Genomic DNA, 25710 nt, shown 5'->3' on the forward strand with positions numbered 1-25710 from the left:
GCTTACTTACTTGTGGCCCGCATCGGGATGTGACTAGATTGCCGCAGCAAGAAGGAGCAGGGCATGTCAGCACACACCGGGGCAGCGCGGAAACCAGCGGCACGGCAGACCCGGAACAGCCAGGTCACGCGCGAACAGATCCTTGCGGCCGCGATCGAGGAGTTCTGCGCGCAGGGCTATGCGGGTGCGAACACGACGCGCATCGTCCAGGCCGCGGGGTGCAACATCCGCATGTTGTATCATTATTTCGAGAACAAGGACGGGCTGTATCTGGCTGCTTTGACACGGGTTTACGAAGAATTGCGCCGCAGCGAACGCGAGACCAGCTTTTGGGATCTGCCGCCGCGCGACGGGATCATCGCGCTGACGCATTTCACCTTTGACTACATGCTGCGCAATCCCAGTTTTCCCAAGATGATCCTCAACGAAAATCTCAACCTTGGTCGTGCCGCTGCCCAGGTCAAAGAGACCATCTTTTCCACCGCCCGCCCATTTCTGGACAGTATCGAAACGCTTCTGGTGCGGGGTCATGCTTCGGGGGATTTCACGCACCGCCCGCCTGCGTTGCACCTGTATCTTACGATCCTTTCGCTCAGTTTCATTCACATTTCCAACCGACATACCTTGCAGGCCACGTTTGACGTTGATCTTGGCTCTGACGGTTTCCTGCATGATCGCAAGGCCCATGCGACCGACGTCGTCCTGGCCTATCTGACCCGCACCGCCTGACGCGCCGACGCCAACCTTGGCATCCATCGTCGGGCCGGAGCTGCCCGCTGGCCGGAAAACTTAGTCAAGTGGCGAAGTGTTTCTTGACACGAACGTCAGGAAGGTAAAGGTTAGACATATGGCTAAGCATGAACCCGACCTGTCCCTGCTGTTCCATGCGCTGGCGGACCCGACCCGTCGCGCGATCCTGTCGCGTCTGGCGGCAGGCCCTGCGCCCGTGACAGAACTGGCCAGCCCTACGGGCCTGCGGTTGCCAACGGTGATGCGCCATCTTTCGGTGCTGGAGGAGGCCGGTCTGATCACGACCTCCAAGGATGGGCGGGTGCGGACATGCGCCATTGTCCCGCAGGCGTTGGGTCCGATGCGGACATGGCTGGATGACCAGCGCGCCATCTGGGAGGCCCGGCTGGACCGGCTGGATGACTATGTGTTGCAACTGATGAAGGACCGCGAGCGATGAACCTGGAACTGGATCCGACCACCGATCTGAGCTTTACCCGCACGCTGGCCGTTCCGCGCCAGTTGATCTGGGAATGCTGGACCATGCCCCAGCATATTCCGCATTTCTTTGTCCCCGCACCGCACAAGGTGACCGCCGTCGAGATCGACCTGCGCGCTGGCGGGCGGTTCAACACCAGTTTCGAGGTGGATGGCACGACAATGGACAACAAGGGCGTCTATCTGGAAGTGGTGCCAGGTGAAAAGCTCGTGTTCACAGATACCTATACCGAAGGTTGGAAACCCGCCGCCGATCCGTTCATGACCGCGATCCTGCTGTTGTCCGACACCCCCGATGGCGGGACGACCTACACCGCGATAGCCCGCCACCGAACCGCCGAAACGCGCAAGGCGCACGAGGACATGGGCTTTTTCGATGGCTGGGGCACGGTGGTGACGCAGTTGGAAACCTATGCCGCGGGGCTGATGAGATGACGGAGCGGTTTGCAACGCTGACCTTCGAACGGCGGGTTGCGGCCCCCGTCGCAACCCTGTGGCAGGCATGGACCGCCCCGGCCGCCCGCGCCATCTGGGCGCCGCCCGCGCCGGATGTGACCGTGCAATTCCTGGAGGCCGACACCCGAGAAGGCGGACGCGAACTGTCGATCTGCAAGGCCGCCGGGCACCCGGATGTCCGGGTAGAGGTCGGCTGGCTGCATCTTCAGCCGAACGCGCGCAGCGTGAACTACGAACTGGTGTCCAGCGACGGGCAGACGGACTGTGCCGCGCTTGTCACCGCCGACATCCGCGAGGATGGCGACGGCAGCCGCATCGTGTTGACCGTGCAAGTGTCGTCGCTGGCCACGAATATGGTGGCGGGCTATGAACAGGGGTATGGCGCCGGGCTGCAAAATCTGGCGGAGGTAGCGGCACGCACCATGGTATTGACGCGCGTGATCCGCGCCCCAAGGGCGGTGGTCTGGGGCGCGTGGGTGAACCCGCAGACCCTGCCTGCATGGTGGGGGCCGGACGGGTTCAGGTGCCGGACCGACCGGATCGACCTGCGCACAGGGGGCGAGTGGCTGTTCGACATGATCGGGCCGGATGGCACCGTATACCCGAACCATCACAAATATGTCGAAGTCCAGCCCGAGCGCCGCATTTCCTATACGCTTCTTGCCGGCGAGAACGGCGCCAGGCACGCCGATGCCTGGGCCACGTTCGACGACACCGATGGATCGACAACCGTCACCCTGGGCATGGTGTTCAGCACGATGGCAGAATTCCAGACGGCCAGGGGCTTTGGCGCTGCCGAGTTGGGGTTGCAAACGCTGGGCAAGCTTGCCCGCTTTGTCGGGGCGGACTGACCTGCGGCTGCGCTGGACAGTCCGCCGCAGGGGAGCGCTGGCGGCCAGGTGCCGCGCGGGTCAGGCCGACTTCGGCTTGGCAAAGATGTCGATGCCTTGCCCCGTCTCCATCAAGGACTTCAGGCTGGACAGGACGATGGGCCATCCCTTGCTGACGCCTGTTGCCATGCCACTGCCCGCGATCAGGTCGTCGTGGGTCACGGTCAGCCGGACCATGTCGTCGTATTCCACCACGTCGAACGTCACCCGGCTGTAGCTTTCGGGATCGGCTTCCTGCGAGGCGTTTGTCCAGCTGACGACAAGACGGTTCGGGGGCGACACTTCGATCACCTTGCCCACAAGGTTCACCTCGCGCGACTCGTTGGCGCGGACATGCGCCCATTTCGACCCCGGTTTCCAGTCGGACACATTTTCATGCCCCCAGTAGCGTCTTGATATTTCGGGTCTTGTGATGGCGTCGAACACCTTTTCCGGTGTCGCGCGGATATAGGTCACATAGACAAGGCTCGTCCTCTCAGCGGTCATGTTCACTCTCCCTCGAGTTCCGTCTTCAGGTCGTGCAGCAAGCTGAGGTGCCGCTGTTCGAATTTGTGCACCCATCTCGCGTAAACCTCGTGCAAGGGCACGGGGTTGATGAAATGCAGCTTTTCCCGTCCGCGCCGGACAGTGGTCACCAGATTCGCCGCCTCCAGAATTTCCAGATGCTGCGTCGCGGATTGCCGGGTCATCGCCAGGTCTTCGCAAAGCTGGCTCAGGGTCTGGCCGTTACGTGCGCATAGCAGATCAAGCAATCTGCGGCGGGTCCGGTCGCCCAGGGCCTTGAACACCTTGTCATCGTCCATGTCGATCAACCCGCTGCGTTGTTCAAATATGCAGGTATTTACCTGCATGTCAAGTCACAGCAAAAGTGGCCGCGAACGCCGCCTGTTCGTGCCGACAGGAGCCAGCACCCCAAACTTGCGGTTTTCCACGCCATGCGGCGGGTCTCAGATGATCGCGTGGCGCACCTTGGCCGAAACCCATTCCGATACGACGACCGTCGCAAGGATCACCAGAATGATCAGCATCACCTGCGGCCAGGCCAGCACGTTCAGGCTGGCCTGCAACTGCGCCCCGATGCCACCCGCGCCGACCAGGCCAAGAATCGCACTTTCGCGGATGTTGATGTCCCAGCGGAACACGCTGATTCCGTAAAAGCTTGGCAGGACCTGGGGGACAATGCCGTAGTTCAGGATCTGTGCCCGGCTGGCCCCCGTGGCGGTGATCGCCTCGATCTGGGTCTGGTCGGTTTCCTCGATCGCCTCGTACAGCAGCTTGCCAATGAACCCGACCGAACGGAAAGCGATGGCCAGGATGCCCGCAAGCAACCCCGGCCCCAGGATCGACACCAGCAACAGCGCCCAGATCAACGAGTTGATCGACCGCGATGCCACGATGCAGAACAGCGCGAAGGGCCGCAGGACCAGGCGCGACGGTGTGGTGTTGTGCGCGGCCATGAAGGCCAGCGGCACCGCCAGCACGATGCCAAGCAGCGTTCCCAGCGTGGCAATGTTGATGGTGTCCCACAGGGGCACCCAGAGCTTTTCCATATAGGACCAGCGCGGCGGCAGCGCGCGGCCGATCAGGTCAGCCGCCGCATTGGGCGCGTCATAGACGAACAACCACATGGTCCGCGCCGTCATCGTGTTCCAGCACCAGACGAACAGCGCCACAAGCAGGATCCAGAACACCCACAGCGCAAGCTGCGTTTTTGGCGTGCGGTGCCGCCAGATCTGCGCATCGCTCATTTCAACAGCCTCCGCAGATGGCCCGAGGCATATTCGGCCACCATCACGATGGCGATGATGATCAGCAGGATCGCCCCCGCGCTGTCATATTCATAGCGGTTCAGCGCCGTGTTCAGCGTGCCGCCGATGCCCCCGGCGCCCACGATTCCAATGACGGCCGATTCGCGGAAATTGATGTCGAAGCGATACAGGCTCAACCCGATCAGCCGCGGCATGACCTGCGGCTGAACCGCATAGTGGATCAGTTGCAGCCAGCTTGCCCCCGTGGCGCGGATCGCCTCGGCCTGCGACTCGTCGATATCCTCGATATCCTCGGCAAGCAGCTTGGCGATAAAGCCGATGGTGGCAAAGGTCAGCGTCAGGAAGCCGGCAAAGGCGCCGAACCCGAACAGCGCAACGAAAAAGATCGCCACGATGATTTCCTGCAAGGCGCGGGACGCGGCGATGATGCTGCGGCAAATGGCGTAGATCCAGCGCGGCGCGACATTGCGGGCGGCCCCCACACCGATCGGGACCGAAATCAGGATGCCCACCACCGTGGAGGTGAAGGTCATCGTCAGGCTTTCCAGCAATCCGGTGGAGATATCTTTCCAGCGCGTGGTGAAATCGGGTTGCAAGAACCCGCCCACGAACCGCATCCCTCGCTCCCATCCATCGGCGATACGGGTCCAGTTCACATCGACAGAGCCGACGGCAAGCACCAGATAAACAATCGCGCCGATGGCCAGAATGATCCGCCACCAACGCGATTTCACCAACTGCGGCGGGCGGGTCCATCGTGTCGGATAGGCGGTCATAGCGCGCCCAGCAGCTTTTCGGAGTGCGCGCGCGCCTCGGTTTCGGCCTCGGCATCTTCGGCGGCGCCCTTGCGCATGGCGGTCCAGTCCTCGGCGCCATAGATGCGGGTCAGCGCTTCTTCGGTCAGGTCGGCGGGGGCGCCGTCGAACACCACGCGGCCCGCCTGCAACCCGATGATGCGGTCGGCAAATTGCTGGGCCAGAACGACGTCATGGATATTGATGATGGCGGGCAGGCCATCCTCGCGGCAGATCTCGACGATCAACCGCATGATCTGGCGGCTGGTTTTCGGATCAAGGCTGGCGGTCGGTTCGTCGATCAGCAGAAGTTCGGGTTCCTGTTCCAGCGCGCGGGCGATCCCGACACGCTGACGCTGGCCGCCCGACAGGGCATCGGCGCGCTTGTCCACATGGGCCGACAGGCCCACGCGGTCCAGCAGGCGGAACGCACGGGCAATATCGGCAGGCGGAAAGCGGCGCGTGAAAGAGCGCCAGAACGGCACATAGCCCAGCCGCCCGGACAGCACGTTTTCCATCACCGTCAGCCGTTCGACCAGCGCATATTCCTGAAAGATCATCCCGATCCGTCGCCGCGCGCGGCGCAACTCGCCGGTGCCCAGGCTGGTCACGTCCAGATCGTTCAGCAAGACCTTGCCGGATGTGGGTTCCACCAGACGGTTGATGCAACGGATCAGGGTGGACTTGCCCGCCCCGGACGGTCCGATCAGCCCGACGACCTGCCCCTTGGGCAGGTCGAAGGACACATCCACCAGGGCCTTGTCGCCGGTCTTGTAGGTCTTGGTCAGGGACTGGATGCGCAGCATGACGGGCCTTTCAACAGGTCAGGCGGGGGGATCCCCGCCTGACAAGGGTTGGTGCCGAACTCAGTTGCAGGTGTATTGCACGCCCATCGCAGCGTCGATTTCGCGCACCACGGACCAGTATTCCTTGAAGGTGATCGGAATGAACTGCGCTTCGCCGGATTTCTCGAACTCGGCCTTGAGCGACGAGCCTTCCCAGTCAAAGCTGAAGAACGCCTCGCGGATCTTGTCCTGCAATTCCGGCGTCAGATTGTGCGCCGTGCCATAGCCGGTGGTCGGAAAGGTCTGCGACTTGTAGATCGTGACCAGTTGATCCTCGCGCACGACGTTGCGGTCGAGCATCCGGGCCTTGACCGAATTGGCAATGGCGGCGGCGTCATAATCCTTGTTGGCAACGCCAAGGATAGAGTTGTCGTGCGCGCCCGAAAAGGCCGGGGTGAAATCCTCGCCCGCCTTCATGTTGTAGCTTGCAGCAAGCAGCGCGGAGGGCGCCTTGAAGCCCGAATTCGAGGTTTCGGCGGTAAAGGCCATGGTGCGGCCCTTGATGTCCTCGACCTTTTCGATGCCAGAGCCGGGATAGGTGATGAACTCCATCTCATAGCCGAAGGATCCGTCCTCCTTGGCCATCATGGCAAAGGGACGGAACCCCGCGCAGGCGATGGCCAGCGGGTTTGACCCGGTGTTGAAACCCGCCACATGCAGACGGCCCGCGCGCATCGCCTCGATCTGGGCGGCGTTGGATTGCACCGGGAAGAACTGGACCGGCTTGCCGGTCACGGTCTCCATATGGGCAAGGAAATCCGACCAGGCTTCGGCATAGACCGCTGGATCCTCGACAGGGGTATAGGCAAAAATCAGTTGGGCGGGGTCCACCAACTGCGCTTTGTCGGTCGGAATGTCGGCCACCAGATCACCATCGGCGTCGGTGTAACGATCGTCCAGCTTGAATTCGGCATGAACAGCAGAGGCGGCAAAGACCACCGCGACGGACAGCAACATATGTTTCATGGGTCGCCCTCGGTTGGAGTGTTTAGCCTTTGGGTATCCATTCCATGATTCAAATTTATGACATATTGCCGAAGATTCTGATACCGCGCTTGGATCAGGCACGGGCGGTGGCGTTTGGCGCCTTTTCAGGCGGCGCAACGTTCGGCACAGTCCGTCTGCGACGTGGCCTGAGTGCGGCGGCGGGCATACGCATATCCGCAGGACGTTTGGCGATCTTTGTATTCTCACGCCGCGCGTGTTGCGGGTAGGTTGTGGACAGGAGGAGACATCATGCATGACCAGAGCCGCCCGTCCGGCAATCTCCAGACAAGGGTGAATGGCCCGGCGGTTCTGGGCGCCGATCTGCGGTCGTGGCGCCCCGTGGTGCGCCCGATCCACCATGACGGGCGGGGGCATTCGTCCTGCGCCGAACCTCCTGCCACCCGGACCGCACCTGTGGCCCCCTTTCCGAAGGCATATGTCCGATGACCGACCTGACCGACCAGGGCATGAAAACCCGCCGCCGCGTGCTGGGCGATGCCCATGTGAACCGGGCCGAGGCCGCCAAGACCGCCTTTGACGCCCCCTTTCAGCACATGATCACCGATGCCGCCTGGGCCCATGTCTGGTCGCGCGACACCATCTCGTTGCGCGAACGGTCGATGCTGACCATCGCGCTGCTTGCGGGGTTGGGGAACGATCACGAACTGGCCATGCACATCCGCGCCACCCGCAACACCGGCGCCAGCGAAAGCGATGTGCTGGAGGCGCTGCTGCATGTGGCGATCTACGCCGGCGTGCCCCGCGCCAACCATGCGATCAAAATCGCCAAGGACACATTCGCCGCCATGGCACAGGAGGAACAGCCGTGAAGCCAGCCGAATTCTTTCAGCGGGACCGCACCTGGCACCCACCGGCCCTTGCGCCCGACTACAAGACCTCTGTCTCGCGCAGCCCCCGTCTGGCGATGCTGTCCTTGCAGGGGTCGATGTCGGAAATCACCGGCCCGACCTTTGGCCACACGGATATCGACCCGATCGACAACGACCTGATCCGCAACTGGGCCAAGACCGGCGACCCGGTGGGGGAGCGGATCATCGTGCATGGCCGGGTGCTGGACGAAAACGCCCGCCCGGTGCCGCAAACGCTGGTGGAAATCTGGCAGGCCAATGCCTCGGGGCGCTATCGGCACAAGAAGGATGCCTACCTTGGCGCGCTGGACCCGAATTTCGGCGGCTGCGGGCGCACGCTGACGGATCAGGACGGATATTACTATTTCCGCACCATCAAGCCGGGCGCCTACCCATGGCGCAATTGGGTGAACAACTGGCGCCCCGCGCATATCCATGTGTCGGTGTTCGGCAGTGCCTTTTCCCAGCGCCTGATCACCCAGATGTATTTCGAAGGCGACCCGCTGATCGCGCAATGCCCGATCGTCAAGACGATCCCCGATCCGCGCGCCATCGACCAGTTGATCGCGCCGTTGGACATAAAAGCAGCCATTCCGCTGGATTGCCTGGCCTACAAGTTCGACATCGTGCTGCGTGGCCGCCGCTCGACGCTGTTCGAGAACCGGATGGAGGGGAACTGAGCATGATCGGGAAAAGTGACCGCCGGCTTTCCGGCGCGACTATGCGACGGATAGGGGTCTGAGCCATGCCGCAGCCGCTGAACTACCTCAAGGAATCGCCGTCGCAGACCGCTGGTCCCTATGTGCATATCGGGTTGGCGCCGGGCGCGGCCGGGTTCGAGATTTACCGGCAGGAACTGGGGCAGGTCATCGCCGCCCCCGATGTGCCGGGCAACCGCATCTCGGTCGAGGGGCTGGTCCTGGATGGCACCGGCGCCCCGGTCAAGGATGTGTTGCTGGAGGTCTGGCACGCCGATCCCCAGGGCATCTATCCACATCCCGAGGATCCGCGTCATGCGCAGGTGGCGCCGGGCTTTCGTGGCTGGGGCCGCATCATCACCGATTTCGAAACCGGCCTCTGGCGCTTTGACACGGTAAAGCCCGGTCCCGTCATGGGCCGCAACGGCCGGATGATGGCGCCGCAGGTCAACGTCTGGATCGTGGCACGGGGTATCAACGTCGGGCTGAACACCCGCATGTATTTCGAGGACGAGGACAACAGCGCCGATCCGGTCATGAACCTGATCGAACAGGTGGATCGTCGGGCAACCCTGCTGGCCCGCCGAGTCGCCCCCGGCCAGTATCGCTTCGACATCCGCCTGCAAGGTGATGGCGAAACCGTTTTCATGGATGTGTGATCATCGCAAGGCCGTGCCTCGACGGCGTGGCCATCACCGGATCGCTGCCGGCCAAGGCCGACACCCCGGCCAACCCGGCTGGGGGCGGCGACGGAACAGTCCCGCCGGTCTGCTGCTGGCGCGTGATTCCCCCGGCGCCTCCCGTCGATATGCAAAGCCCGTTCCCGGTTCGGGCACAGGCAAGCCGGGCCCTAGCATCGGATGCACGATTTTCAGGCGGGTTTCCGCTGTGTATGGGGGGAAAATCACCCACCCAGGAATGCCGATGTTACGATATCCACCCATTCCTTGGGCAGAAGGGGGCTTTTCCGCCGCACAGATTGCATGACGGCGTTGCACAGATGGCATGGCAGCCCCTAGCTGGATCAGCTTCAACTGGCCGCGCAGGTCCGGGATCCGCGCGGCCCTCGGGAAATCGGGGAGGATTTCATGCGTTTCCTGACCGCCGCCGCAACCGCCGCGGCCTTGTTCAGCCTGTCGCCCGCCTATGCGCAAGACCGCGCGGGCTGGCCCTCCAGCCTGACCATCGGCACGGCAAGCCAGGGTGGCACCTACTTCATCTACGGGACCGGCCTCGCCGGCCTGATCACCCAGTCGCTGAGCCTCAACGCATCTGCCGAGGTGACGGGCGGCCCGGTTCAGAATGCGACCCTGGTGGAAACCGGCGATCACCAGATCGGTCTGGTGACCATGGGTCCGGCCTACGAGGCATGGACGGGCAAGAGCGAACTGGCACCCGGCGTTGAACATGCCTCGCTGCGCGCGCTGTTCCCGATGTACCAGACCCCGTTCGAGGCAGTGTCGCTGAAGTCTTCGGGGATCGAGGATGTGACCGGCATGGCGGGCAAGCGCGTCTCGGTCGGCCCCGCCGGCGGCACCGCTGCCACCTACTGGCCCCGGTTCTTCAACGTTCTGGGCGTCGAGGCCCGGATCAGCTATTCGGGCGCCAATGATGCGACCGGGCAGGTCAAGGATGGGCTGATCGACGCCTTCGCCTTTGCCGCAGGCGTGCCGATTTCGGCTTTCGCCCAGATTGCGGCGGAAAACCCGGTGAACATCTTCGGCTTTACCGAAGAACAGCGCGCCAAGATTCTGGAAGCGATGCCCGAGGTTTCGGCCTTCGAGGTTCCGGGCGGGCTGTATCAGGGCTTCCCCGAAGGGCATGGCACCGTTGCGATGTGGAACTTTGCCATCACCCACGCCGACATGCCGGAGTCCCTAGCCTATGAAATCACCAAGCTGGTGATGGAAAACAACCCCGCCATGCTGCAAATCCACGCGACGGCGGCCGAGACGATCCCCGAGAATGCCGACAAGAACGGCTTCCTGCCGTTCCATCCCGGTGCGGTGAAGTATTTCGACGAAAAAGGCATCCAGATCCCCGCCGAACTGCGCGGCTGATCGCTTGTCGGCCGGGGGTCTGTGATGGCCCCCGGCCCTTTTCTATCCTGATCGGAGCAGCCGCCCCCGAAAAGCCTTGCGCGGCGCGATCTCACGGAGAACATCCATGTCTGCTGATGCTGCACCTGCGGCAGGAACCGGGCCCGTCATCGCGCAAGGCGTCGATGAAGAGCCGATGGCCCCGAACCAGCGCGACCCCGGCGCCCGGATCGGTATGCTGATTGCGGTTCTGTGCGCCGCCTACACCATTTTCCATCTGACCGTGATGGTCCTCTATCCGCTGGAAACCTGGGCCTACCGCATGTTCCATGTCTGCGGCGGGCTGGTGATCGGGTTTCTGACCTACTCCGCCCTGACGCAGGACAAGACGGCGCAGGACGGGGCGACCCGTCACGGCCCGCTTGAACTTGCCCTGTTGGCCGTGGCGGCGCTGGGTATCGGTTACGGCTTTGTGATCGTTGCCTACGCCTGGCTGTCATGGTGGCTGGCTGGTGTTGCCATGCCCCCGGCCTTTGGCTTTCGCACCTATGGCCTGCCGCTGGCGGGCGGGACGGCGGCTGCGATCATCGCGGGCTGGCTGTTTTCCTCGCGGGATCGGGGCCGGATCTACCCTGCCGACCTGCTGCTGTGTTTCGCCTCGGTGGCGGTGCTGGGATATATCCTGTTCGTGGTCGGCGGCCTGCGGATGCGGGCAGGCACGGCAATGGCGCAGCCCGGCGACCTGTGGGCGGCCGTCACCGGCGTCATGCTTATTCTGGAGCTGACCCGGCGCCTGACGGGCCTGGCGCTGGTGATCATCGTCGGCGTGTTCATCGCCTACAGCTTTCTCGGGCCATGGCTGCCGGGCTTTCTGAACCACCGCGGCTATACGGCGACACGGTTCTTCACCTATATCTTTACCGATCAGGGGGTTCTGGGCGACCCGATCGCGGTGAGTTCGACCTATATCATCCTGTTCATCGTCTTTGCCGCCTTTCTTCAGGCGTCGCGGGTGGGGGATTATTTCGTCAACTTCGCCTTTGCCTGTGCCGGTCAGGCACGGGGTGGCCCGGCCAAGGTGGCGGTCTTTGCCAGCGGCCTGATGGGCATGATCAATGGCACATCGGCCGGGAACGTCGTCTCTACCGGATCGCTGACCATTCCCCTGATGAAGCGCGTGGGCTATTCGCCGAAAAGCTCTGCCGCTATCGAGGCCACGGCCTCGTCGGGCGGGCAGATCCTGCCGCCGATCATGGGCGCAGGCGCCTTTATCATGGCCGAGGTCACGGGCATTCCCTACACCGACATCGTGGTCGCGGCGATCATTCCGGCGCTGCTGTACTTCGTATCGGTGTATTTCATGGTCGATCTTCAGGCGCTGAAGCTGAACATGAAGGGCCTGCCCCGGTCGGAGCTGCCGCGCTTTGATGTGCTGGTCAAGCAGATCTACCTGTTCCTGCCGATCATCATCCTGATCTATACCCTGTTTGCCGGGTATTCGGTGATCCGTGCCGGCGCAATGGGCATGGCCGCGGCGGCGATGGTCAGTTGGCTGACGCCCCACAAGATGGGCCCCAGACAGATCTTCCGCGCGCTGGAACTGGGCGCCAGAATGTCGATCCAGATGGTCGCGGTCTGTGCGGCGGCCGGTGTCATCGTGGGGGTCATCGCCCTGACCGGCGTCGGTGCGCGGTTCTCGACCCTGCTGCTGACGATCGCCGATCAGAACCAGTATCTGGCCATGTTCTTTGCAATGTGCATTTCCATCGTGCTGGGCATGGGAATGCCGACCACAGCCGCCTATGCGGTGGCCGCAGCGGTTGTGGCACCCGGCCTGATCTCGTTGGGCGTGCCGGTGCTGGTGGCGCATTTCTTCGTGTTCTACTACGCGGTCATGTCCGCCATCACCCCACCCGTCGCACTTGCGGCCTATGCGGGGGCGGCGCTGTCGGGCTCGGATCCGATGAAAACCTCGGTCGAGGCGTTCCGGCTTGGTCTCGCGGCCTTCATCGTGCCCTTCATGTTCTTCAGCTCGCACGAACTGCTGATGCAGGGCGAGGCGCTGGACATCATCCATGCCACGGTTTCGGCGCTGCTGGGCATGTTCCTGCTGTCTGCCGGGGTGATCGGCTATTTCTTCGGCCCGGTGGCGATGGTGCTGCGGATCGTGCTGATCGGCGCCGCAATGTCGATGATCTCTGTCGGCTGGATCACCGATCTTGTCGGCCTGTCGGTGGCGCTGATCCTGTTCCTGTGGCAGCGCAAGACGGTCACACCCGCGAGCCTTGCCAAGGGCCGTGCCGACTAACACACGCGCCGGGGGCCATGACTGGCCCCCGGCTCATATCCTTGCGCCCCAAGGATATTTTCGACGCCCCTGGCGCTGCGGGCCAAGGCGGCACCTGCAACGCCCCCCGGATCGCGCCAGGCATTCTTCCTGAGATTTTCCAGATCGCCGCGTCGTCGGCCCATTCGGGCGGACGGGCCGATCGTGGCGCGCGTCCCCCGCCTTGCGCGGGGTACGATGCGCCCCGGTTCGTTCATTCAGTCACATTGCTTCTCATATGATCACCGCCCGCGCGTTTTCGGCGTGCAATTCCCTTTATGGCCAGCGCAAGAATTTTCGATTGGACACTGCCCCCCCTCGTTGGTGTGATCCGCGCAATAGCAAGAGGCGACGAACAGCCCCTTCACGCCAGCCAACAAGGGATCCCGATGACAAGACATTCTCTGACCACAGGACCGACCCGCCGCACCGTGCTGATGGGGTTCGGCGCGGGCCTTACCGTCATGGCCATGCCCGGCGCGCTGCGTGCGCAATCCGGCCCGACCGTGCTGCGCTTTGGCCTGTCAACCTTTCCGCCCAGCATCAAGCCATGGGACAACACCGGCGCGGCGGCGAACACCGTCAAGCTGATGCTGAACCGCGGGCTGACCGGCTATAACAACGCCTCGGAACTGGTGCCCGAACTGGCCGAAAGCTGGGACTGGGAAAGCGACACCAGCATCGTGTTCAAGCTCAAGCCCGGCGCGCGGTTCCACAATGGCGAACAGGTGACATCCGGGGATGTGAAATGGTCGCTGGAAAAGATCCTCGAACCCGGCTCGTCCTCGTTCCTGCGCCGCGATCTGTCGATGATCAACGGGATCGAGGTGATCGACGACCTGACCCTGCGCGTCACGCTGTCCAGCCCCAGCGCGGTGATGCTGGATCTGTTCGCCAACTTCAACTGCCCGATCATCTGGTCTGGGAGCCAGGGCGAAGACTACATCGGTTGCGGCCCGTTCAAGATGAAATCCCAGGAGCGCGGCGTCTATATCGAACTGGAGCGCAACGACGATTTCGTCGAAGCCGGGACGCCCAAGGTCGAAGGGATCCGCTTTATTGTCTATGCCGATGAAAACCTGCGCTATGCGGCGCTGGAGGCGGGCGATGTGGACATCATCGAATACCTGCCCTGGTCGCAGTTCGACACGGTCGATGCGTCGGACAAGCTGAAGATGGCGGCCTCGCTTGGCCCCTACATGTTCTTGCTGTTCAACGTGACCCAAGGGCCGTTCGCCGATCCGCGCGTGCGCCGTGCCGTCGGCTTTGCCATCGAACGGCAGGACATCGTCGATGCGGCCTTTGCCGGGCGGGGCGAGCCGCTGTTCAGCTTTCCCAATCCGCAGGGGTCGCCCTTCGATCTGTCGGATCCCGAACACGAATGGAGCTATGACCCGGACCGCGCCAAGGCGTTGCTGGCCGAGGCCGGCTATCCCAACGGCTTCGATTGCCGTTTGCTGGCAACCGCCACCTACGGGATGCACCAGGATACCGCCTCGGTGGTGCAAGCCTATCTGGCAATGATCGGCATCAACGCCACGCTGGATCTGCCCGACTGGGCGACGCGCGTGACGGCGGGCACCGAAGGGCGCTATGACCTGTGCGTGCATGGCACCTCGGGCTATTACAACGACCCCGATTCCATCGCATCGCTGCTGCATTCGGCAAACCCGTCCTATCTGCAATCCTTCGGGTTCAAGAGTGACCGGATCGACAGCCTGCTGGATCAGGGCCGCGCCGAAACCGACCCGGACAAGCGCACGGCGATCTATCAGGAACTGAACACCGTCTATTTCGAGGAGGTGCCGCAGGTGCCGCTGAACTGGCGGGTGCAGGCCTATGCCATGTCGAACCGGATACAGGGCTTTGCCTCGTTCCCCGGCTTTCTGAACGGCGCGTCGACCTATTCGCTCGACGAAACCACGCTGGGCTGAGGATCGGGCATGGCGGCGTTCCTGTTTCGCAGATTGGTTGCGGCTGCCGGCATGTTGCTGGTGGTGGGCACGATCATCTTTTCCCTTCTTGTGATCGTGCCCGGCGATCCGGCGGCCTTGCTTCTGGCCACGGGTGGCGGCAGCGGAACCGAGGAACAGATCGCCGCCGTGCGCGAACGCATGGGGCTGGATCAGCCGGTCTGGCAGCAATATGTCGACTTCCTGACCTCCAGCCTGCGGTTCGATTTCGGAACCTCGCTGATCGACGGATCGTCGATTGCGGAGAACATCGGCCTGCGCCTGCCGCGCACGCTGGAACTGATCGTTGCAGGCGCGCTGTTCGCGCTGGCCGTGGCGATCCCCGCGGGCACCTATGCCGGTCTGCACGCTGGCGGGCGGTTCGATGTGGTGGCATCGGCGGCGAATGCGCTGCTGACCTCGGTTCCGGGGTTTGTGGTGGGAACGCTGTTCATCTATCTCTTTGCCCAGATCCTGCGCGTGCTGCCCGCCGGGGGATATGTGCCCTTTGCCCAGGATCCGGTACAGCATCTGCGGATGCTGGTCTTGCCTGCGCTGACGGTGGGGCTGCATCTGTCCACCATCATCTTTCGCATGACCCGCGCCAGCGTCCTGGAAATGCGGGGCCACGACTGGGTGCGCACCGCGACCGCCAAGGGGTTGCGCCGCCGTCTGGTCGTGCGCCGCCACATCCTGCGCAATGCCCTGGGGCCGGTGATCACGGTGGTTGGCCTGCAACTGGGGATCCTGCTGGGGTCCACGGTTCTGGTCGAATTTGTCTACAACTGGCCGGGCCTCAGCGGGTTTCTGGTCTCGGCGGTCGAACAGCGCGACTATCCGTCGGTGCGTGCCGTGATCCTGACCGTTGCCGCGATCTTTATCGCCATCAACCTGGCGATCGAGATCCTCTATTCCCTCCTTGACCCCCGGATCCGCCAGCAATGACACCCCAAGCCCAACGCCCCGGCTGGCGCCGGCTTGCGGCGGCCTTTCCGCGCCGCATGATCGTGCCCAGTGTGCTGCTGGCCGCACTGATCATCATTCCCTTTGCCGCGCCGCTGATCACCGATGCCAACCCGATCCGCATTTCCGTGCGCGAGCGGTTGTCGCCGCCCAGTTGGGCGCATCCGCTTGGCCAGGACGAATTCGGCCGCGACCGGCTGGCGCGGGTGCTGTATGGCGGGCAGATTTCGCTGACGGTGGCCTTTGTGGCCACCAGCATCGCCTGTATCGTCGGCACGTTGTTCGGCCTGATCGGCGCCTATTTTCGCGGCCCGTTCCAGTTTGTCACCACGCGCATGGCCGACATCGTGCTGTGCTTTCCGCCTATCCTGCTGGCTCTGCTGGTGGTCACGCTGTTCGGGCCCGGTGCGGTGACTCTGGTGGCGGTGCTGTCGGTGCTGTATTTCCCCAGCTTTGCCCGCATCGCCTTTTCCGAGGCGCTGCGCGTCTCGTCGCTGGATTTTGTCGAGGCGTCGCGCGCCCTTGGCACGCCATCGCGGCGGATCCTGTTGCGGACCATCCTGCCCAATATCGCCGGGCCGGTATCGGTGCAGTATTCGCTGACGGCAGCGGCGGCGATCACCATCGAAAGCGGCCTGTCGTTCCTGGGCCTGGGCGTGGTGCCGCCTGCCCCAAGCTGGGGCCAGATGATCCGCGGCGCCCGCCAGTTCATGGAACAGGATCCGCTGGGCATTCTGATCCCCTGTATCGCGCTGACGCTGACGATCTATGCCATCAACTTCTTTTGCGACCGCCTGCGCGACACGCTGGACCCCAAGGGCGGGGCAGGCGACGGCAAGGATACGGTATCGCGCCCGATCGCCTCGGCAGTCGCCGGACACACCCCCGTTGCCGATGCGCCCGAAACCGTGGCCGAAATCCGGGATCTGCGGCTGGATCTGGCCCTGCCCGGTGCGCCCGTCACCCTGATCGAGGATGTGTCGCTGCGGCTGCGGGCCAATGAATGCACGGCGCTGGTGGGCGAAAGCGGGTCGGGCAAATCCCTGTCCTCGTTGGCGCTGATGGGGCTGCTGCCTGGCGGGATCCGCCAATCCTCGGGGCAGTTGCGGCTGCGGCGCAAAAGCGGCGAGATGGTCGATCTTGCCACACTGACCGCGCGCGAGCTGGAACAGGTCCGCGGCCATGATGTGGCGATGATCTTTCAAGAGCCGATGACATCGCTCAACCCCGTCCACAAGGTCGGCACCCAGATGGTCGAGGCGATCCAGGCGCATCGCCCCATGTCGGCAGAGGCCGCGCGCAAGCTGGCGATCACATTGCTGGAACGTGTCGGCATCAACGAGGCGGCGCGGCGGTTCGACGGCTATCCGCATGAAATGTCAGGAGGAATGCGGCAGCGCGTCATGATCGCCATGGCCTTGTCCTGCGAACCGCGCCTGTTGATCGCGGACGAGCCGACAACGGCGCTGGATGTGACGATCCAGGCGGAAATCATCGAACTGCTGCGCGACCTGCGCCGGGATTATGCCGACGGCCTCAGCCTGCTGTTCATCAGCCACAATCTGGGCATCGTCGCCGACATCGCCGACCGCGTGGCGGTGATGTATTCCGGCCAGGTGGTCGAAGAGGGGCCGACCGATCTGGTGCTGCGCGCGCCGCTGCATCCCTATACGCGGGCGCTGCTGGAATCGATGCCATCCTCGCACGAGGCCCTGCATTCGGCGCGGGGCGACAGGTTGCAGGCCATCAGCGGCACGCCGCCCTTGCCCAATGCGCGCCCCTCGGGCTGTGCCTTCCGCGACCGCTGCCCGATTGCCATCGAGGCTTGTGCCACGATCCGCCCTCACCTGGAGCCGCGGCCCGGCGAACGTGCGGTGCGCTGCATCCGCGCACCCGAAGGCCAGGAGGTGGCCGCATGACCGACATGACCCCAACCCGCCCCCTGCTGGAGGTGCGCGGCCTGAACAAGCACTATCCTGCCGGCAAGCGCGGCCTGTTCGGGCGCCAGATGATGCAGGTGCTGCGCGATGTCAGCTTTGACCTGTATCCCGGCGAGGTGCTGGGTCTGGTGGGCGAAAGCGGATCAGGCAAAAGCACCATCGGCAAGGCGGTGCTGCGGCTGGTCGACTCGCAGTCGCAGGCGATGCGCTTTGACGGGCGCGAACTGGCCGGACTGCCGACCGAGGATTTGCGCCGCCTGCGCAAGGACATGCAGATCATCTTTCAGGATCCCTACGCCAGCCTCGACCCGCGCAAGACCATCCGCGCCACCCTGACCGAGGCGCTGGACACCCATGGCCTGCACCGTGGCGCCGCACGTCAACCGCGGCTGGTGGCACTGATGCAGATGGTGGGGCTGAACCCCGCATTCCTAGACCGCCGCCCGCATGAGTTTTCCGGCGGCCAACGCCAGCGGATCGGCATTGCCCGCGCGCTGGCGGTGGAGCCCCGGTTCATCGTGGCGGACGAGGCGGTGTCGGCGCTGGATGTCTCTATCCAGGCGCAGGTGCTGAACCTGCTGGCCGATCTGCGGGCGAAAACCGGAGTATCGCTGCTGTTCATCAGCCATGACCTGTCCGTCGTGCGGTTCATCTCGGACCGGGTGATGGTGCTGTATCTGGGCCGGGTGATGGAGGTGGGGCCCGCCGATCAGGTGCATTTTGCCCCGCGCCACCCCTATACCGCTGCGCTCGTCTCGGCAGAGCCGAGCCTGCACAAGGCACCCGACCGTATCCGCCTGACCGGCGAGATCCCCTCGCCTCTCAACCCGCCATCGGGCTGCGTGTTCCGCAGCCGCTGCCCCTATGCCTTGCCAGCCTGCGCCACCGCCGTGCCCGACCTGCGTCCGGCCGGCGAGGGGCGCATGACGGCCTGCATCCGTGACGACATCTTGTAAGGACTGACTGCAATGCTGACCGAAAAACTGAAGATCGCCGAACTGACCAGCGAGGAATCGCGCCAGTTCCTCAACGAGGATGCGGTGATCCTGCTGCCCATGGGTTCGTTGGAGGATCAGGGCACCCATGCGCCGATGGGTGACTATCTGGCCGCCGAGCGCGTGGCACTGGACATCGCCCGCGCCGCGCGTGCCGAGGGTGTGCCGACCTTTGTCGCGCCTGTCATCCCCTTTGGCGGCGAGGATTATTTCGGGTCCACCCATGGCGGCATCGCCGTGTCGCAATCCACGCTGGTGGCGGTGCTGGATGACATGTTCCGCTGTCTGTCGCGCCATGGGCTGACCAAACTTCTGGTGATCAACGGCCATGGCGGGAATGTCGGCGCCATCAACGAGGTCAGCCAGAAATGGCGGCGCCAGAACGGGATGTTCGTTGCCTCGATGTACCTGTGGCAGATCAGCTATGAACTGCTCAAGGACATCCTGGGGCCGGAAAAGGCCGCTGCCGTTTCGGGCCATGGCGGCGACCCGCTGACCTCGGTGGGTCTGCACTATTACCCCGAGATCCTGCGGCTGGATCTGCGCCGCGCACCGCCAAAGAACCAGATGGTCATGGGGCTGGAGGCGGCAGGCTACGCGGTGGTGAAATATGCCGGTGCCAAGCTGCAAGCGCCGACCGAGGCGCTGGAGGCGTCGCCCGATGGGGTCTGGGGCGGCGATCCGATCCATTCGTCGGCAGAAACCGGCAAGGCGCTGGTCGAACGGCTAACGGCAATCGGCGCGGGGTTCATCCGTGATCACGTCTCCAAGGGCTTTCCGCACTAGGCGGATCTGCGGGCCCTGCACCTCCGCAGGGCCCGCCGGTCAACCGTCGGAAAATGTCATGTAGCGCGGATGCGCGGCGCACCATTCGATGGCCGCTGTCCGCGCCAGCGCCAGGATCGCCTCGGCCTGGACACGACGGGCCTTGTTGATGTGCACGCAGCGCACATCCATCGGGGCCAGCTTGACGGTTGCAGGCACCTCGACCAGCAGGCCGGTCGCCAATTCCCGCTCCAACGCGACCAGCGGCACCGCCGATACGCCATAGCCCGCGCGGACCATGTCGCAGATCATGCCCAGCGAGTTGCCGGTATGGCGGGCATTCGGGCGCCGCCGGGTTTCCTCGATCAGTTCCGCAACCGGGCGGTACAATGGCGACCCGCGCGGATACAGCACCAGCGGAAATTCCCGGATCTCGTCGGGCGTCAGCGGGCGGGTGATATTGCCCACCACATCGGGCCGTGCCACCCAGCCCACGCTGTAATGCACCGAAAAGCTGTTGGCGACCTGCGGCAAACCTGCCTCGCCAGTCACAAAGGCCAGATCCAGCGCCCCGGACCGGATCTGCGGGTTCAGCTCCACATTCCCGCCCGACACGAAATCCACCAACTCGCCCGGCCGCTCGGTCTGGATCTTGCGGCGCAAGGTGCGCCCCCAGGTTGTCGTCACCATGCCCACCATGCCGATGGACAGCCGGCGCTTTTGTCCATGCTTCATCCGGGTGGCAAGCTGTTCGGACAAGTTCAGAAAGGTCTCGGCGAATTCGGCAACTTCCTGCCCTTGTTCGGTCAGGGTAAAGAGTGCCTCGTTCCGATCAATCAAAGGCACACCGAAACTGTCCTCCAGCCCCGAGATCCGGGCAGAGACTGCGGGTTGTGTCAGGCCGATATGGTCGGCAACCCGCTGAAAACTGTGCAGTTTGGACAACCAGTAAAAGGCTTCGAGCTGCTTGAAGTTCACTTTATCGCCCCACGCCGCCGCATTGGCGCGACCATAAAACCTATCTATGGCGCGCACCAGTTTTTTTGCTTTGACCCCGGCGCAGAGTTCCCGTGAAATGCCTTGGAACTGGCGGCGATGCCACTGGCCTGGGCACGCGCCAAACACCCGGAACACCGAACCATTGCAAGGACGCTCTATGACAATCGCCGTTTCGCTGCCCGCTGCCGACAAGACGGAATGGTGGTGCAAGATGCTGGGAGATCTGATGCCCGACTGGGAGATCACCCCCTTTGACAAGGTCACGGATCCGGCAAAGGTGACTTACGCGGTCGTCTGGCGCCCCGCCACCGGACAGATGGCAAAGTTCCCCAACCTCAAGGCCATTGTCTCGATCGGCGCCGGGATCGACCATGTGCTCGACGATCACGAAGTTCCGCGCCATGTGCCGATCATCCGCACCGTGGGCACCGACCTGACCCAGCGCATGAAGGAATATGTCGCGCTGCATGTGCTGCGCCACCACCGCCGCCTGCCCGATCTGCAAGCCAGTCAGGCGCAGTCGAAATGGGAGGCGATCATCGTGCCCCCGGCGACCGAACGGCGCGTCGGCGTGATGGGGCTGGGCAATCTGGGCGCCGCTGCCGCGCAACTCTTGTCCACCATCGGGTTCCAGACCGTGGGCTGGTCGCGGTCGCCCAAGGATGTGCCCGGCGTGACCACCTATTCCGGCAGCGACGGCTTTGGCGAATTCCTTGAAGGCACCGAAATCCTCGTCTGCCTGTTGCCGCTGACCGACAGCACGCGCGGCATCATGGATGCCAATGTCTTCAACCGCCTCAAGCGTGGGGCCAGCATCATCAACGCCGCACGCGGACCGCATCTGGTTGACGGCGATCTTCTGCTGGCGCTCGAATCCGGGCAGATCTCCCATGCGACGCTGGATGTGTTCCATGTCGAGCCCCTGCCCTCGGAACATCCGTTCTGGGCGCATTCGCGGATCACTGTCACACCGCATGTCGCCTCGATGATCGACGCGCCGACGGGCAGCAAGATCATCGCGCGCAACATCCGCATCTTCGAGGAAACCGGAACCGTGCCCGATCTGGCCGACGTCGAACGCGGGTACTGACACAACACGGCACGGGCCGTGCGGCCCGCCGGTCCGGACAAATTTCTTCGATAGCCGAGCCAAAGAAATTCGATTGGACTTGGTGCGCCGGAAGGCGCCCCATTCCCCCGGCGAAACGTGGTGGCCCGTTCACCGGACTCGCCTGAACCCGGCCCTTCGACCTCCCGCGGGATACGCAAGTATCCCCGCCAATCCGCCACGCGCGGCCGAACAAACATGTCCATCCATCCGACAGGAGCCCTACGCATGACATCCCGCCTGCTGACTGCCCTTTTTGCCTCGACCCTGCTTGCCGGTCCGGCGCTGGCCCAATCGACCGACGTATCGGGCGAGATCACGTTCATGGCCTATGCCGGAATGTTCCAGGAAAAATACACCGCTGCCGTGATCGAGCCGTTCCAGAAGGCCTATCCGAACGTCAAGGTGAACTTCTTCTCGCAGCCCGGTTCGTCGCAGATCCTCGGCGCATTGCGGTCGCAGGCGGCCGATCCGCAGGCAGATGTCGTGCTGTTCGACGTCTCCACATCGCTGATCGGCAATACCGAAGGATTGCTGGCCCCGATCACGGTGGAAACCGTGCCCAACATCGCAGATCTGCTGCCCGAGGCGATTGTGGCAGAGGGCTATGGCACGGCTGTTACCTTTGACAACCTCGTCGTGACCTACAACACCGAAAACGTCAAAACCCCTCCCACCTCGATCGGCGCGTTCTGGGATCCGGCCTATGCGGGCCGCACCGCCGTCAGCGCGATGCCGTCGATCCTGGGAACCGGCATGTCCATCATCACTTCGGCCTGGCTGGGCGAGGATTATACGAAGTCCATCGCACAATCCACGGCCAAGCTGGCCGAACTGGCGCCATCGGTCCAGACCTTTGAGCCCAAGCCGGATTCCTACACGCTGGTGCTGAACGGTACCGTGGATCTGGCCACCGGCTGGAACGCCCGGTCGCAAACCTATGCCATCGAATCCGGCGGCAAGCTGGGCGTGATGGTGCCGTCCGAAGGCAGCATTCTGCAAATCAACACCATCAACCTGGTGAAGGGCGCCAAGAACGAGGCCGCCGCGCTGGCCTTTATCAACTACGTCCTGTCGGCCGAGGCGCAGGCTGCCTTTACCGAGGCGATGTTCTACGCCCCGGTCAATGCCAAGGCCGTGGTCAGCGACGAGGCCAAGGCCCGGACCATCACCGGAGATCTCGACAAGATGCTGCCGGTCGATTGGGCCTGGGCCGCGACCGTCACCAATGAATGGACGCAGATCTGGCGCCGCCAGATCATTTCGGCAGGCAACTGAACCCATGGGTCTGGCTGCAAACGCCCCGGTCCCCGCCGCGTCCATGGACGCGGCGGCCCACCATATCCGCATCGAGGATCTGACCTTCGACTACGGCGGCGCCCGACCTGCGGTGGACCGGCTGTCCTTCGGGATCCGCAAGGGCGAGTTTCTGGGCCTGCTCGGCCCATCGGGCTGCGGAAAATCCACCACGCTGCGGATGATCGCCGGGCTGATGGCGCCGACCTCGGGCCGCATCCTGATCGGGGGGCAGGATATCGTCGCGCGCCCGCCGTGGGAACGCAATCTGGGTCTGGTGTTCCAGTCCTATGCCCTGTTTCCGCATATGACCGTGGCGCAGAACGTGGCCTTTGGCCTGAAACAGCGCCGCGTGCCCCGCGCCGAAATCCGCGACCGCGTGGCCGAGGCGCTGCGTGTCGTGCGGCTGGACCAGATGGCTGACCGTGTGCCATCGGCCCTGTCCGGGGGGCAGCAACAGCGCGTGGCGATTGCCCGCGCCATCGTGGTGGAGCCCGAGATCCTGTTGCTGGACGAACCGCTGTCCAACCTCGACGCGCGGCTGCGCGACGAGATGCGTTTCGAGATCCGCGATATCCAGACCCGTACCGGCATCACCACGCTGTTCGTCACCCATGATCAGCACGAGGCGCTGACCATGTGCGACCGGATTGCGGTGATGAATGTCGGCGAGTTGGAACAGATCGGCACACCGACTGAAATCTACGACCAGCCCGCCAGCCGCTTTGTCGCCAATTTCATCGGACGTGCGAACGAACTGGCCTGTAGCGTCGATGATACAGGGGCGCTGGTCTGCAACGGGCGTCGCCTGCCCGGCCGAACCACGGGTGTGTCACCCCAGCCCGGCAGCACCGTGGTCGCCGCGATCCGCCCCCATGCGATCACCCTTGGCGAGGCTGCGGCGGGTCATCTGGCCGGAACCGTGCAGCGCCGCGTCTTTGTCGGGAACATCATCGAGGTGGCCCTGGCCCTGCCCGACGGTCAGACCGTCACGGTGGAACTGCGTCCGGGCGGGGCCGGCGATGCGCTGGCGGTTCCCGGCGCCGAGGTCGGCTTGACCTGGCGGCCCGAGACGATGCGGGTGTTCGCGGCATGACGATCAAACCCATCCCCGGCACCGGAAACCGGCTGACGCCCTGGCTGTTGCTGTCGCCGGTTCTGCTGATCCTGTCGCTGTCCTTCGTGGCGCCGCTGGCCTGGCTGTTCCGCATGTCGCTGAACAAGTCGAACTTTGGCGCCATCGAACCTGCGTTCAGTTTTGCGACCTATGCGACGATCTTGCAGGATACCTATTATCTGCAACTGCTGGGCCGCACGGTGCAGCTTTCGCTGACCACATCGCTGATCGCCTTGTGCATGGCCTATCCGATGGCGCTGTATCTGTCGCGCATGGAATCGCGCTGGCGTGTGGTGCTGACGGTTCTGGCCGCATCGCCGCTGCTGATCTCTACCGTCGTGCGGTCGTTCGGCTGGATGGTGACGCTGGGCGATGGCGGGATCCTGAATTTCCTGCTGATGTCGTCGGGCCTGATCGACCGGCCACTGCGCATCGTGAACAATTACACCGGGGTCGTGATCGGCCTGTCCGAAAGCATCATGCCCTATATGTTCCTGACGATCCTGGCAGGGCTTGGCCGGCTGGACCGGCGGCTGGACGAGGCGGCGATGTCGCTGGGCGCCACGCCCCCGGCGGTGTTCTGGAAAATCACCCTGCCGCTCAGCGCCCCTGCCATCGTGGCGGCACTGACCATCGGTTTCGTCCTGTCGGTGTCGTCCTTCATCACCCCCAAGCTGCTGGGTGGCGGGCGCGTGTTCCTGTTGGCGACAGAGGTATATGACCTCGCGCTGATGACGCTGGACTGGCCGACGGCCGCCGCGCTCGCCTTTCTGATGCTGTCGCTGTTCCTGACCGCGCTTGTTGTGACCGGCGTGCTGGTCTGGCGCATCACCAAGGCCCGGTAGGAGGTTCCCATGCTGACACGATTGCTGATGATCCTGGGCCGCGCCTATGTGTTCGCGCTGTTCATCATCATATTCACCCCGATGGCGATCATCATCGCCATTTCCTTCAGCGCCGACAGCTATCTGTCGTTCCCGCCCTCGGGCTGGAGCCTTGAGTGGTATGGCAAGGTGCTGGGCAATGCCCGGTTCATGAACGGGTTGCAGAACAGTGCGATCATCGCCGTGATCGTGGCAGGCCTCAGCCTGCTGTTCGGCCTGCCTGCGGCCTATGCGCTGGTGCGGCTGGAATTTCCGGGCCGCGAGTTCCTGCGCAACGTCATCCTGGCCCCGCTGATCCTGCCGACCATCGTGCTGGGTCTGGGCATCCTGATGATCTTTGCCCCCGCCAAGCTGGTGGCCAGCTATCATGGGCTGGTGCTGGCGCATCTGGTGATCACCCTGCCCTTCACCGTGCGCATCCTGCAAACCACGCTGTCCAACCTTGGCCGCGACGCGGAATATGCCGCGATGACGCTGGGCGCCACGCCCTTGCGCACTTTCGTTCAGGTGACGCTGCCGCAACTGGTGCCCGGCATCGTCGCCTCGACCGCCATTGCCGCGATCCTGTCCTTTGACGAGATCGTCATCTCGCTGTTCATCGTCGGCCCGCGCCTCTCTACCCTGCCGGTCGAGATCTTCCGCTATGTCGATGAGCGCACCGATCCGCTGGTCGCCGTGCTGGCGGTTCTGCTGATTTCCATATCGCTGATCATCGTGCTGATCGTCGAACGCAGCGTCGGCTTTGCCAAGGCGTTCAGCCGCTGACCCCCTTTTCCCATCCCAGAACGGAA

Annotated in this window: 27 protein-coding genes; 20 read left to right on the top strand and 7 right to left on the bottom strand. The window is 63.7% G+C overall.

Features of this window, described 5'->3' with window-relative positions; translation table 11 throughout:
- Positions 1-63: 63 nt before the first annotated feature.
- The 4 genes from BW970_RS09550 to BW970_RS09565 all read left to right on the top strand — a co-directional run bounded on the left by BW970_RS09550 (position 64) and on the right by BW970_RS09565 (position 2534).
- On the top strand, positions 64-729 hold the full coding sequence (locus tag BW970_RS09550; protein ID WP_076530571.1) for a TetR/AcrR family transcriptional regulator: 666 nt from the start codon (positions 64-66) through the stop codon (positions 727-729).
- Positions 730-847: 118 nt separating this feature from the next.
- Positions 848-1189, top strand: a complete 342-nt coding sequence (locus tag BW970_RS09555) for an ArsR/SmtB family transcription factor (protein ID WP_076530573.1) — start codon at positions 848-850, stop codon at positions 1187-1189.
- A gap of 2 nt (positions 1190-1191) precedes the next feature.
- Positions 1192-1662 carry an SRPBCC family protein gene (locus tag BW970_RS09560; protein ID WP_076531082.1) on the top strand — a complete coding sequence of 157 codons (471 nt, stop codon included), beginning with the start codon at positions 1192-1194 and terminating at the stop codon, positions 1660-1662.
- A complete protein-coding gene (locus BW970_RS09565; RefSeq protein WP_076530575.1) occupies positions 1659-2534 on the top strand; it encodes an SRPBCC domain-containing protein in 876 nt (291 codons plus the stop codon). Before BW970_RS09560 ends, BW970_RS09565 begins: the two co-directional genes overlap by 4 nt.
- 60 nt (positions 2535-2594) lie before the next feature.
- On the opposite strand, the gene BW970_RS09570 is transcribed toward BW970_RS09565, so the two are convergent.
- The 6 genes from BW970_RS09570 to phnD all read right to left on the bottom strand — a co-directional run bounded on the left by BW970_RS09570 (position 2595) and on the right by phnD (position 6938).
- Positions 2595-3059 (bottom strand): SRPBCC family protein, encoded by a 465-nt coding sequence (locus BW970_RS09570; RefSeq protein WP_076530577.1) that lies wholly within the window; start codon positions 3057-3059, stop codon positions 2595-2597.
- A 2-nt stretch (positions 3060-3061) separates the two neighbouring features.
- Positions 3062-3376, bottom strand: coding sequence for an ArsR/SmtB family transcription factor (locus BW970_RS09575; RefSeq protein WP_076531085.1), 315 nt, complete (start codon positions 3374-3376; stop codon positions 3062-3064).
- Positions 3377-3520: 144 nt separating this feature from the next.
- A complete protein-coding gene (phnE, locus tag BW970_RS09580) occupies positions 3521-4321 on the bottom strand; it encodes a phosphonate ABC transporter, permease protein PhnE (protein ID WP_076530579.1) in 801 nt (266 codons plus the stop codon).
- Positions 4318-5118: a phosphonate ABC transporter, permease protein PhnE gene (phnE, locus tag BW970_RS09585; RefSeq protein WP_076530581.1), complete on the bottom strand. Its 801-nt coding sequence runs from the start codon at positions 5116-5118 to the stop codon at positions 4318-4320. Before phnE (BW970_RS09585) ends, phnE (BW970_RS09580) begins: the two co-directional genes overlap by 4 nt.
- Positions 5115-5942, bottom strand: a complete 828-nt coding sequence (gene phnC, locus BW970_RS09590) for a phosphonate ABC transporter ATP-binding protein (RefSeq protein WP_076530583.1) — start codon at positions 5940-5942, stop codon at positions 5115-5117. The genes phnE (BW970_RS09585) and phnC overlap by 4 nt, the downstream gene beginning before the upstream one ends.
- Positions 5943-6002: 60 nt before the next feature.
- Complete coding sequence (gene phnD, locus BW970_RS09595) at positions 6003-6938, bottom strand: phosphate/phosphite/phosphonate ABC transporter substrate-binding protein (protein WP_229740491.1); 936 nt, start codon at positions 6936-6938, stop codon at positions 6003-6005.
- Positions 6939-7217: 279 nt separating this feature from the next.
- On the opposite strand from phnD, the gene BW970_RS09600 reads away from it, so the two are divergent.
- The 11 genes from BW970_RS09600 to BW970_RS09650 all read left to right on the top strand — a co-directional run bounded on the left by BW970_RS09600 (position 7218) and on the right by BW970_RS09650 (position 19536).
- The gene (locus BW970_RS09600) at positions 7218-7415 is read left to right on the top strand and encodes a hypothetical protein (RefSeq protein WP_076530587.1); all 198 of its coding nucleotides are present in this window, start codon (positions 7218-7220) and stop codon (positions 7413-7415) included.
- A complete protein-coding gene (gene pcaC / locus BW970_RS09605; RefSeq protein WP_076530589.1) occupies positions 7412-7798 on the top strand; it encodes a 4-carboxymuconolactone decarboxylase in 387 nt (128 codons plus the stop codon). The genes BW970_RS09600 and pcaC overlap by 4 nt, the downstream gene beginning before the upstream one ends.
- The gene (pcaH, locus tag BW970_RS09610; RefSeq protein WP_076530591.1) at positions 7795-8517 is read left to right on the top strand and encodes a protocatechuate 3,4-dioxygenase subunit beta; all 723 of its coding nucleotides are present in this window, start codon (positions 7795-7797) and stop codon (positions 8515-8517) included. Before pcaC ends, pcaH begins: the two co-directional genes overlap by 4 nt.
- A 65-nt stretch (positions 8518-8582) precedes the next feature.
- The gene (gene pcaG, locus BW970_RS09615) at positions 8583-9194 is read left to right on the top strand and encodes a protocatechuate 3,4-dioxygenase subunit alpha (protein ID WP_076530593.1); all 612 of its coding nucleotides are present in this window, start codon (positions 8583-8585) and stop codon (positions 9192-9194) included.
- 429 nt (positions 9195-9623) lie between these two features.
- Positions 9624-10595 carry a TAXI family TRAP transporter solute-binding subunit gene (locus BW970_RS09620; protein ID WP_076530595.1) on the top strand — a complete coding sequence of 324 codons (972 nt, stop codon included), beginning with the start codon at positions 9624-9626 and terminating at the stop codon, positions 10593-10595.
- 106 nt (positions 10596-10701) lie between these two features.
- Positions 10702-12882 carry a TRAP transporter permease gene (locus BW970_RS09625; protein WP_076530597.1) on the top strand — a complete coding sequence of 727 codons (2181 nt, stop codon included), beginning with the start codon at positions 10702-10704 and terminating at the stop codon, positions 12880-12882.
- 407 nt (positions 12883-13289) lie between these two features.
- Positions 13290-14834, top strand: coding sequence for an ABC transporter substrate-binding protein (locus BW970_RS09630; RefSeq protein ID WP_076530599.1), 1545 nt, complete (start codon positions 13290-13292; stop codon positions 14832-14834).
- Positions 14835-14843: 9 nt separating this feature from the next.
- The gene (locus BW970_RS09635) at positions 14844-15797 is read left to right on the top strand and encodes an ABC transporter permease (protein ID WP_076530601.1); all 954 of its coding nucleotides are present in this window, start codon (positions 14844-14846) and stop codon (positions 15795-15797) included.
- Positions 15794-17734 carry a dipeptide/oligopeptide/nickel ABC transporter permease/ATP-binding protein gene (locus BW970_RS09640; protein WP_076530603.1) on the top strand — a complete coding sequence of 647 codons (1941 nt, stop codon included), beginning with the start codon at positions 15794-15796 and terminating at the stop codon, positions 17732-17734. Before BW970_RS09635 ends, BW970_RS09640 begins: the two co-directional genes overlap by 4 nt.
- Positions 17731-18711: an ABC transporter ATP-binding protein gene (locus BW970_RS09645; protein WP_200799282.1), complete on the top strand. Its 981-nt coding sequence runs from the start codon at positions 17731-17733 to the stop codon at positions 18709-18711. The genes BW970_RS09640 and BW970_RS09645 overlap by 4 nt, the downstream gene beginning before the upstream one ends.
- A gap of 12 nt (positions 18712-18723) precedes the next feature.
- Positions 18724-19536, top strand: a complete 813-nt coding sequence (locus BW970_RS09650) for a creatininase family protein (protein WP_076530605.1) — start codon at positions 18724-18726, stop codon at positions 19534-19536.
- Between the two features lie 39 nt (positions 19537-19575).
- On the opposite strand, the gene BW970_RS09655 is transcribed toward BW970_RS09650, so the two are convergent.
- Positions 19576-20493, bottom strand: a complete 918-nt coding sequence (locus BW970_RS09655; protein ID WP_076530607.1) for a LysR family transcriptional regulator — start codon at positions 20491-20493, stop codon at positions 19576-19578.
- A gap of 178 nt (positions 20494-20671) precedes the next feature.
- Here BW970_RS09655 and BW970_RS09660 point away from each other — a divergent pair, with 178 nt between their 5' ends.
- The 5 genes from BW970_RS09660 to BW970_RS09680 all read left to right on the top strand — a co-directional run bounded on the left by BW970_RS09660 (position 20672) and on the right by BW970_RS09680 (position 25684).
- On the top strand, positions 20672-21604 hold the full coding sequence (locus BW970_RS09660) for a 2-hydroxyacid dehydrogenase (RefSeq protein WP_076530609.1): 933 nt from the start codon (positions 20672-20674) through the stop codon (positions 21602-21604).
- Between the two features lie 246 nt (positions 21605-21850).
- Positions 21851-22900, top strand: a complete 1050-nt coding sequence (locus BW970_RS09665) for an ABC transporter substrate-binding protein (protein ID WP_076530611.1) — start codon at positions 21851-21853, stop codon at positions 22898-22900.
- A gap of 4 nt (positions 22901-22904) precedes the next feature.
- On the top strand, positions 22905-24014 hold the full coding sequence (locus BW970_RS09670) for an ABC transporter ATP-binding protein (RefSeq protein WP_076530613.1): 1110 nt from the start codon (positions 22905-22907) through the stop codon (positions 24012-24014).
- Complete coding sequence (locus tag BW970_RS09675) at positions 24011-24880, top strand: ABC transporter permease (RefSeq protein WP_076530615.1); 870 nt, start codon at positions 24011-24013, stop codon at positions 24878-24880. Before BW970_RS09670 ends, BW970_RS09675 begins: the two co-directional genes overlap by 4 nt.
- A gap of 9 nt (positions 24881-24889) precedes the next feature.
- Positions 24890-25684, top strand: coding sequence for an ABC transporter permease (locus BW970_RS09680; RefSeq protein WP_076530617.1), 795 nt, complete (start codon positions 24890-24892; stop codon positions 25682-25684).
- Positions 25685-25710: the final 26 nt, after the last annotated feature.

The sequence above is a fragment of the Gemmobacter megaterium genome (genome assembly GCF_900156815.1).
Taxonomy (GTDB): domain Bacteria; phylum Pseudomonadota; class Alphaproteobacteria; order Rhodobacterales; family Rhodobacteraceae; genus Wagnerdoeblera; species Wagnerdoeblera megaterium.

What these genes read in the sequence shown, in the direction of transcription:
- BW970_RS09555 (WP_076530573.1), top strand. Translation starts at nt 848, where the DNA reads ATGGCTAAGCATGAACCCGACCTGTCCCTGCTGTTCCATGCGCTGGCG.
- BW970_RS09670 (WP_076530613.1), top strand. Translation starts at nt 22,905, where the DNA reads ATGGGTCTGGCTGCAAACGCCCCGGTCCCCGCCGCGTCCATGGACGCG.
- phnD (WP_229740491.1), bottom strand. Translation starts at nt 6,938, where the DNA reads ATGTTGCTGTCCGTCGCGGTGGTCTTTGCCGCCTCTGCTGTTCATGCC.
- BW970_RS09570 (WP_076530577.1), bottom strand. Translation starts at nt 3,059, where the DNA reads ATGACCGCTGAGAGGACGAGCCTTGTCTATGTGACCTATATCCGCGCG.
- BW970_RS09650 (WP_076530605.1), top strand. Translation starts at nt 18,724, where the DNA reads ATGCTGACCGAAAAACTGAAGATCGCCGAACTGACCAGCGAGGAATCG.
- pcaC (WP_076530589.1), top strand. Translation starts at nt 7,412, where the DNA reads ATGACCGACCTGACCGACCAGGGCATGAAAACCCGCCGCCGCGTGCTG.
- BW970_RS09550 (WP_076530571.1), top strand. Translation starts at nt 64, where the DNA reads ATGTCAGCACACACCGGGGCAGCGCGGAAACCAGCGGCACGGCAGACC.
- BW970_RS09620 (WP_076530595.1), top strand. Translation starts at nt 9,624, where the DNA reads ATGCGTTTCCTGACCGCCGCCGCAACCGCCGCGGCCTTGTTCAGCCTG.
- phnE (WP_076530579.1), bottom strand. Translation starts at nt 4,321, where the DNA reads ATGAGCGATGCGCAGATCTGGCGGCACCGCACGCCAAAAACGCAGCTT.
- BW970_RS09565 (WP_076530575.1), top strand. Translation starts at nt 1,659, where the DNA reads ATGACGGAGCGGTTTGCAACGCTGACCTTCGAACGGCGGGTTGCGGCC.
- BW970_RS09665 (WP_076530611.1), top strand. Translation starts at nt 21,851, where the DNA reads ATGACATCCCGCCTGCTGACTGCCCTTTTTGCCTCGACCCTGCTTGCC.
- BW970_RS09575 (WP_076531085.1), bottom strand. Translation starts at nt 3,376, where the DNA reads ATGGACGATGACAAGGTGTTCAAGGCCCTGGGCGACCGGACCCGCCGC.
- BW970_RS09675 (WP_076530615.1), top strand. Translation starts at nt 24,011, where the DNA reads ATGACGATCAAACCCATCCCCGGCACCGGAAACCGGCTGACGCCCTGG.
- BW970_RS09630 (WP_076530599.1), top strand. Translation starts at nt 13,290, where the DNA reads ATGACAAGACATTCTCTGACCACAGGACCGACCCGCCGCACCGTGCTG.
- phnC (WP_076530583.1), bottom strand. Translation starts at nt 5,942, where the DNA reads ATGCTGCGCATCCAGTCCCTGACCAAGACCTACAAGACCGGCGACAAG.
- BW970_RS09680 (WP_076530617.1), top strand. Translation starts at nt 24,890, where the DNA reads ATGCTGACACGATTGCTGATGATCCTGGGCCGCGCCTATGTGTTCGCG.
- BW970_RS09635 (WP_076530601.1), top strand. Translation starts at nt 14,844, where the DNA reads ATGGCGGCGTTCCTGTTTCGCAGATTGGTTGCGGCTGCCGGCATGTTG.
- pcaG (WP_076530593.1), top strand. Translation starts at nt 8,583, where the DNA reads ATGCCGCAGCCGCTGAACTACCTCAAGGAATCGCCGTCGCAGACCGCT.
- BW970_RS09645 (WP_200799282.1), top strand. Translation starts at nt 17,731, where the DNA reads ATGACCGACATGACCCCAACCCGCCCCCTGCTGGAGGTGCGCGGCCTG.
- BW970_RS09625 (WP_076530597.1), top strand. Translation starts at nt 10,702, where the DNA reads ATGTCTGCTGATGCTGCACCTGCGGCAGGAACCGGGCCCGTCATCGCG.
- BW970_RS09600 (WP_076530587.1), top strand. Translation starts at nt 7,218, where the DNA reads ATGCATGACCAGAGCCGCCCGTCCGGCAATCTCCAGACAAGGGTGAAT.
- phnE (WP_076530581.1), bottom strand. Translation starts at nt 5,118, where the DNA reads ATGACCGCCTATCCGACACGATGGACCCGCCCGCCGCAGTTGGTGAAA.
- BW970_RS09660 (WP_076530609.1), top strand. Translation starts at nt 20,672, where the DNA reads ATGACAATCGCCGTTTCGCTGCCCGCTGCCGACAAGACGGAATGGTGG.
- BW970_RS09640 (WP_076530603.1), top strand. Translation starts at nt 15,794, where the DNA reads ATGACACCCCAAGCCCAACGCCCCGGCTGGCGCCGGCTTGCGGCGGCC.